Origin of the sequence: Wohlfahrtiimonas larvae, from assembly GCF_002006755.1 — a bacterium.
Taxonomy (GTDB): domain Bacteria; phylum Pseudomonadota; class Gammaproteobacteria; order Cardiobacteriales; family Wohlfahrtiimonadaceae; genus Wohlfahrtiimonas; species Wohlfahrtiimonas larvae.
On the sequence record NZ_MVDO01000152.1, the window covers coordinates 1 to 1,993 of the forward strand.

The 1,993-nt window shown below is 34.8% G+C and carries 4 protein-coding genes and 1 pseudogene; all 5 read right to left on the reverse strand.

Annotated features, from left to right (window positions below):
* Window positions 1-186, reverse strand: a pseudogene (locus BZK14_RS08665) (AI-2E family transporter); the annotation flags it as partial.
* Entirely contained in the window at window positions 187-663 is a 477-nt protein-coding gene (gene greA / locus BZK14_RS08670; RefSeq protein ID WP_077926116.1) for a transcription elongation factor GreA, read from the reverse strand. It abuts the pseudogene before it with no gap.
* Window positions 664-665: 2 nt separating this feature from the next.
* Window positions 666-1,091 carry a VOC family protein gene (locus BZK14_RS08675; protein ID WP_077926117.1) on the reverse strand — a complete coding sequence of 142 codons (426 nt, stop codon included), beginning with the start codon at window positions 1,089-1,091 and terminating at the stop codon, window positions 666-668.
* An 82-nt stretch (window positions 1,092-1,173) separates the two neighbouring features.
* Complete coding sequence (gene grpE / locus BZK14_RS08680) at window positions 1,174-1,746, reverse strand: nucleotide exchange factor GrpE (protein ID WP_077926118.1); 573 nt, start codon at window positions 1,744-1,746, stop codon at window positions 1,174-1,176.
* Window positions 1,747-1,812: 66 nt separating this feature from the next.
* A partial coding sequence (locus BZK14_RS08685; protein WP_077926119.1) for a hypothetical protein occupies window positions 1,813-1,993 on the reverse strand: 181 nt, incomplete at its 5' end.

Below are 1,993 nucleotides of genomic sequence, written 5' to 3' on the forward strand. Positions count from 1 at the left end.
CAATAATTTTAATAAATCATTGTAAGTAGGCCACGTCACAACAGCGATAATAATTGCTGCTAAACCTGGTGCAAAAAACTGATGAAAAAAATAGACGCCTGCAAAAAGCAGCGACAATATTAGCCATTTACCTAACGGATGATAAGTTAATGGTTTAAAAGCTGTTGCCGAGTGCTTTATTGTCATTTAAATATGCTCAACTGTTAAAATTTCGTATAATTGTACACCTCCTGGCGTTTCAATACGAACTTCATCGCCTTCTTCTTTACCAATCAATGCACGTGCAATAGGTGATGTTACTGATAACATTCCTTGCTTAACATTCGCTTCATGTTCGCCAACGATTTTATAAGTAACCTCTTTATCATTATCTAAATTTAACAAAGTAATGGTTGTACCAAAAATTACTTTTCCTGTTGGCTCAATCGCCTTAACATCAATAATTTGAGCATTAGATAATCGTGCTTCATAATCTGCTAAACGTGCTTCAATGAAACCTTGTTGTTCACGCGCTGCGTGATATTCCGCATTTTCTTTTAAATCACCATGCTCTCTTGCTTCCGCAATAGCTGCAATCACTTGTGGTCTTTGTACTGTTTTTAAATCATGAATTTCATTACGTAATGCTTCAGCACCTTCCACTGTCATTGGAAATTTTTGCATATTTACCACCAACCCTTATTTTCCATATTAATCCAAGGCTCTTTTGGTTCGAGCTTTTCACCTTTTTGTAATAACTCAATTGAGATATTATCTGGCGATCTAAAAAATGCCATCCAACCATCTTTAGGCGGTACATTTAATTCAATCCCTGCATCTAATGCTTTTTGACAAACCTCATAAATATTGTCAACTTCAAAAGCCAAATGCCCAAATGCACGACCAATGCCGTACTCTTCATCTGAATTCCAATTGTAGGTTAACTCTACTTCTGCACCGCTTGGATCATTGGGTACAGCTAAATAAACTAAAGTACATTCCCACTGAGGATATTCTTTTCGGCGAGTTTCTACCAACCCCAAAATATTGCAATAAAAATCTAACGATTTTTCTAAATCTGCAACACGAACCATCGTATGTAAAAATCTCATACATTTCTCCTGCAAAAAATGATCTAAAGTTAAACTACATAGTAATTTAACATATAGATCATTCTTAATTTAGATAAAATTATTATTGTGCAACAACAACCAATGCAGCGCGAACTAAACGATCATTTAATGTATACCCTTTTTGGGTTACATCAATAATCTCATTACTCTCTTTGTCTTGCATTGGCACGACAGCAATTGCTTGATGAAGATCTGGATTTAATACCTCACCAATAGGAGAAATTTGTTTAACGCCAAATTTCTCTACAGCATTGAGCAACATTCTATAAGTTAATTCAGAGCCCTCTTTAAATTTTACTAATTCATCAGACAAGCTCTCTTTTTTATTTAATTCATTAATTTCTGCTTCAACAGCATCTAAACAAGGCAGCAATTCCTTCACAAATTTTTCCAATGCAAACTTATGTGCATTAGCTAAATCTAATTCAGTTCTTCTACGCAAATTTTTCATATCTGCTTCTGAAACTAATAGACGCTGAAAAAGCGCTTCTTTTTCCTGTGTTAGCTTTTCAATTTGTGAGACCAAATCAAGTTCTTCCAAAGATTCTGAGGAATCACCATCAACATTAGACTCTTCAACCAACACTTCTTCTGTTGCTTCTGATAACTCTTTCTCTTTTTCAGTATTACTCATACTTTTTCCCTTAAACTTAGTGAATAGTTTATTCAACATGAGGATCAATCCGACTTTTTCAAGTCATTACTCATCCCAATCTTCTAAACCGTCCAAGTCATATTCTTTTTCTAATCGTTTTAAAAGCGCGCGTTCTTCACGCTTAGCTTCAATATCACGCCATGCTTGTGACTGTGATACTTTAACCTCAGGAATCTCTTCTTCTTCAACAGAATCTTCATCCATCAAATCATTATCATCTTCAAAA